The organism is Neisseria sp. P0021.S005 (genome assembly GCF_051956955.1).
In genome coordinates, this window is sequence record NZ_JBQCWY010000200.1 from 1 (window position 1) to 4,922 (window position 4,922).

At 49.6% G+C, this 4,922-nt stretch carries 4 protein-coding genes; all 4 read right to left on the minus strand.

The window, feature by feature from the left end:
• Positions 1–523 (minus strand): RNA polymerase factor sigma-32 (locus tag ACTHUE_RS10870; RefSeq protein WP_440423054.1); only part of this gene is annotated, 523 nt, incomplete at its 3' end.
• Positions 524–801: 278 nt separating this feature from the next.
• Entirely contained in the window at positions 802–2,349 is a 1,548-nt protein-coding gene (gene lnt, locus ACTHUE_RS10875) for an apolipoprotein N-acyltransferase (protein WP_107792363.1), read from the minus strand.
• A gap of 55 nt (positions 2,350–2,404) precedes the next feature.
• Positions 2,405–3,271, minus strand: coding sequence for a DUF808 domain-containing protein (locus tag ACTHUE_RS10880; RefSeq protein WP_107792364.1), 867 nt, complete (start codon positions 3,269–3,271; stop codon positions 2,405–2,407).
• 112 nt (positions 3,272–3,383) lie between these two features.
• Positions 3,384–4,766 (minus strand): TolC family protein, encoded by a 1,383-nt coding sequence (locus ACTHUE_RS10885; protein WP_107792368.1) that lies wholly within the window; start codon positions 4,764–4,766, stop codon positions 3,384–3,386.
• Positions 4,767–4,922: the final 156 nt, after the last annotated feature.

Sequence of the window (4,922 nt, forward strand, 5' to 3'; positions counted from 1 at the left end):
TGCGTTGTTCCATTTCCAAGACTTCGGACAATTTGACGCCCAAATCGTCGGCGATTTCTTGCGCTTCTTTTGGAGACAAGGCATTCAGGTTTTTACGCATGCTGCGCAGATTGAAGAACAGTTTGCGCTGCGGTTTGGTTGTGGCAACGCGGACCAAACGCCAGTTGCGCAAAATGAATTCGTGGATTTCGGCTTTAATCCAATGCACGGCAAACGAAAACAGGCGCGCGCCGCGACTTGGTTCGTAGCGTTTGACGGCTTTCATCAGGCCGATATTGCCTTCTTGAATCAGGTCGGCTTGGTTGAGGCCGTAGCCGTCGTAACCGCGTGCAATGGATACGACGACGCGAAGATGGGACAGAATAAGCTGTTTGGCGGCATTGAGATCGCCTTTTTGTTGACGTTCCGCTAGTTGTGTTTCTTCTTCGGCGGTCAGCATTGGAATGCTGTTGACAGTATGAATGTATTGCTCGAGGCTACCGTTGCCGCTGTGGATAACGGGTAATGCAAAAGCTTTATTCATAAAAGGATGCTCTCCTTGATTAGGCCGTCTGAAAACGGCTTTTTGTTTATTGTGTGACAAGCAGTATAACACTGCCTGTGGTTTGTTTTGTTATGGGTTGGATTTTTTCTGTAAATTAACGATAGATTCAATAGTTTTTACTGCTTGAATCTCAAGGGTTGATTGTCTTAGAAAATTTGAGTGATTTGCTAGGTTTTGGCTAAGTATATTACAAACATTTCTGTATGTAAATAGTTTTAGTAATAAAAAAGACCTTGTATAACAAGGTCTTAAATTTTTTATTCTGGTTTCTTCCGGCCAATCAGGATAAGGAATACGCCGATAACGGCCAAAATGCTGATAAGCCATGTTGAGCCGCCTGCTTTCATATAAGGCGTTTCGCCGATATAGCCTTTGACGTGGCCTTCGAGGACGGTTTCTGTATCCGGTTGGGCTTCGGCAACAATCGTGCCTTTAGGGGAAATAATGGCGGTCGCACCGGTATTGGTGGCGCGAACCATGTAGCGGCCCAGTTCCATTGCTCGCGCTTGGGACTGTTGAAGCTGCTGATACATGGCATTGGATTTGCCGTACCACGCCATATTGCTGATGTTGGCGAGTAGGGTAGAGCGTTTCGCCGTTGCGATGAGTTCGTCGCCGAAACCGTCTTCATAGCAGATATTGAAGGCGACTTTTTGATCTTTCATCACCAAAGGCGCTTGGTTGTCACCGCCTTTTTGAAAGTCGGCCAAAGGCATATCCATCATTTTATAGAGACGCTCAGTAATGGCGGGTAAGGGTTTGTATTCGCCAAATGGAACGAGGTGGTTCTTGGCGTAGTAGGGGATAACATCGGAAGTGCTGTTGTGATATTCGCTCAAATTGATGACTGCATTTTCGTAGCCGTTGCCGTCGGGCGTATATTGGCTTATACCGATGGCCAACGCGCTGCCGTTGCTTTGCGCTTGCTCGGCGAATTGTTCCAAGATGCCTTCGGGCAGGTCTTGGCGCATCAGCGGCAGGGCGGTCTCGGGCAGGATGACGATGTTGGCACTGGTTTTGCTGATTTGTTCGTAGTATTTCTGAATGGTTGGGATGATTTGCTCTTCCTTCCATTTCAGATTTTGCTCGATATTGCCTTGAATCAGGGCGACGGTGCTGGTGCTGCCGTCAGGGCGGGTGTATTCGGTTTGTTGGGAAATGTAGCCGACGGAGCAGAGTGCAACGATAAGGAATAAGGGCAGCAGGCGGTGTTTCAGACGGCCATGATTGTCAATCAGCAACACCAGCCATGCGCTGAGGAAAGCGGTTGCCAGCGTAACCATGTGAATGCCGCCCAAAGGCGCGAAGCCTGCCAACGGGCTGTCTTTGATGATTTGGGAGTAGCCGATTGCACCCCAGCCGAATCCAGTCAGAAAACGTTCGCGGGCAAATTCTGCCAGCGTCCATAAAATCGGCAGCAGGAAGCCGGTTTTAGCCCAGCGCGACAGGTTGCATTTTCTCCACACCCAAAAACAGAGGGCCGGATAAAGCGCAAGAAACGCCGGCAGCAGGAAGGTGAGGGGGATGGCGTATGAATCCGGCAAACCTGAAACATCATGCAAGGCAGTGTGTATCCAATAAAACTGCGCCGTATAACCGATTAATCCAAACAGATAGGCAGTCATGACGGCAAAGCGCGGACGCAATTCAATCAGGCGTATCAGCGCGCCAAACAATAGCGGCATCAGCCAGAAATGATAATACGGGGCGAAAGTGAACGGTGTCGCGGCGGCAATCAAGATGACCAGCGGCCAGTAAAGCAGCGGATGTTGCCAATATTGTTCGAGTTTACGGAAAATATTCATGCTTTAAATGGTATTGAGGCCGTCTGAAAAGTTTTCAGACGGCAGGGAAACAAAATCAGTCTTTTTGAAACAATTTCATTGCAGGCAGGACGATTGCGCAAGCTAAGGCACCGGCGGCTACTCCGACCACCAAGTTGACGATATGTTCCATCATGCCACTGTCCCAATGCTGCGCGTGGAGGAAATCGTGCAAAAAGCCAAGGTTGTGGGCGATCAGTCCGCCGCCAACCAAGAACATCGCCAGCGTGCCGACAATGCTCAAGCCGCGCATAAACCAAGGCATAAATGAAATCAAACCGCGTCCGATACTTTGTACGGCGGCGCTTTTTTGGCGCATCAGCATCATACCGAGGTCGTCAAGTTTGACGATGATGCCGACCAAACCATAGACCAATGCCGTCATGCCGACACCGATGGCGGCCATCACCAAAGAACGTGTCATCAGGTCATATTTCTCAACAACGCCCAGCGCGATAATGATGATTTCGGCGGAGAGGATGAAATCTGTGCGGACCGCGCCTTTTACTTTTGTTTTTTCGTCTGTGACTTCAGGCTCGGCATCGTGTCCGTCTTCGTGTTCATTGCGGTGCAGAAATTTGTGCAACAGTTTTTCCACGCCTTCAAAACACAAATACACACCGCCGATCATCAGCAAGGGCGTAATCAGCGCAGGCAGGAAAGCGGAAAGCAACAGTGCAAGTGGCACCAGAATCAGCTTATTGACCAGAGAGCCTTTTGCCACCGCCCAAATAATCGGCAATTCGCGCTCGGCAGATACGCCGGTTACCTGATTGGCGTTGAGCGCCAAATCGTCACCGACCACGCCGGCGGTTTTTTTGGCGGCGACTTTGGTCATCATCGCTACGTCGTCCAAAACGGCAGTAATGTCGTCCAAAAGCGTAAAGAGAGAGGCGAAGGCCATAATGTTATCCGGATAAAATCAAATAAACGCGCGATTATATATGAAAATTCAGTTGCTTGAATGTTTTTCAGACTGCCGTTGACGGAAATTAACCAAAGGCCGTCTGAAAATGCTATTTCGGCGTATAACGTCCCGCCATGGCTTTATACACCATATTTTCGTATTTTAAGGCTTCATAGCGTTGGTTCAGCAGGTTTTGAGCCGAGCTGTATTCTGAATTCAAAGCCTCCAGCCAGTCTTTCAACTCGTTTTTACCGTGTTGGTAGCGTACTTGATAGTAATGGCTGTTTTTCTTGTCCAGCTGATAACGCTGTTCCTGATTGGCAAGGCTGGCCTGCGCGTTTTTGTAGGCAAGGTAATTGGTGTTGACCTCGTTGAGTGCGGTGGTCAGGGCTTTTTCAAAATTCAGCTTGGCGCTGTCCATCTCCGCTTGTACGGTTTTGTCTTTCCATTTCATGGTCTGCCAATTAAGGAAAGGCAGATTGATGGTGGCCGAGCCGCCCAACATGGGGATATTGAACGTGCTTTTCGCTTTATCGGAAGACGTACTCAAACTTGCGCCCAAAGTAATCGACGGATACCAACTGCGTTTTTGCGCGTTAACCGATTGTTGCGACGCTTGCAGGCGGTATTCGGCGGCGCGCAGGTCGGGGCGGTTGGCCAAAACGGTAATCGGTACGTCCAAGTTCACGCCTTTGACAGGCAACAGGCGGAATTGTGCCGGATCGGCGGCCATGTTTTCAGACGGCCTTAAATTCAACAAATTACGCAAAACCTGTTTTTGCGTATCCAAATTGTTTTGCAAAGACAACAGGCTGTTTTCCGCGCTCAGCAATGACTGTTTGGCTTGGGTCGGCTGGCTTGAATCGGCCCTGCCGTAGCGGAACTTGGCATTCGCGATGCGGTTGATTTCCTGATATTGCTTCAGCGATTTTTTTGCTAACTCAATCGCTTCGTTCAGATAGGCGATATTGAAATACGCATCGGCGACATTATTAATCAAAGTCAGGCGTGTGTTGGCCATGTCTTCATGCGTGGCTTGATATTCCCATACCTGAGCATCGGCAGTGGCACTGAGTTTACGCCATAAATCCAATTCGTAGCTCAAGCCAAGCTGGCTGCTGAAGGTATTGCCGTGGCTGCCAGTTTTCAGGTTTTTAGAAGCGTTTGCGCCCAATGAGCCGCTGCACGAAGGCACCAAATCCGCACCCAAAATATTGGCTTGGTACAAAGCCTTGTTGACGCTGATGGCGGCCTGTTTCAAATCGACATTATTCGCCAACGCCTGCTCCATCAGCGCGTTGAGCTGCGGGCTTTGGTAGATTTCCCACCAGTTACCGTTTACATCGTAGCGTTCGGCAGTTTCGGCTGCGCTCATGACTTGGCCGGTCGCTTCCAGTGTCAGGTTCGGATTGGCTTTAGGTGCGGCGCACGCACTTAGGGCAAGGGCAACAGCCAATGATAAGGCTGCTTGGGAAAAAGGTTTCGTCTTCATAAAAAATCTTTCGGGTAACAGCATTTCAGACGGCCTTAAGATAATAGGTCGTCTGAAACATAATCAATCCTGAGCCAGCGCATCAATCGGGTTGAGCTTGGAAGCCTTGTTGGCAGGCATAAAGCCGAATGCGACGCCGATGGCGGTGGAGCAGAC

Bases quoted from the DNA above. Each gene is read 5' to 3' on its own strand.
- lnt (WP_107792363.1), bottom strand. From the start codon at position 2,349: ATGAATATTTTCCGTAAACTCGAACAATATTGGCAACATCCGCTGCTT.
- ACTHUE_RS10880 (WP_107792364.1), bottom strand. From the start codon at position 3,271: ATGGCCTTCGCCTCTCTCTTTACGCTTTTGGACGACATTACTGCCGTT.
- ACTHUE_RS10885 (WP_107792368.1), bottom strand. From the start codon at position 4,766: ATGAAGACGAAACCTTTTTCCCAAGCAGCCTTATCATTGGCTGTTGCC.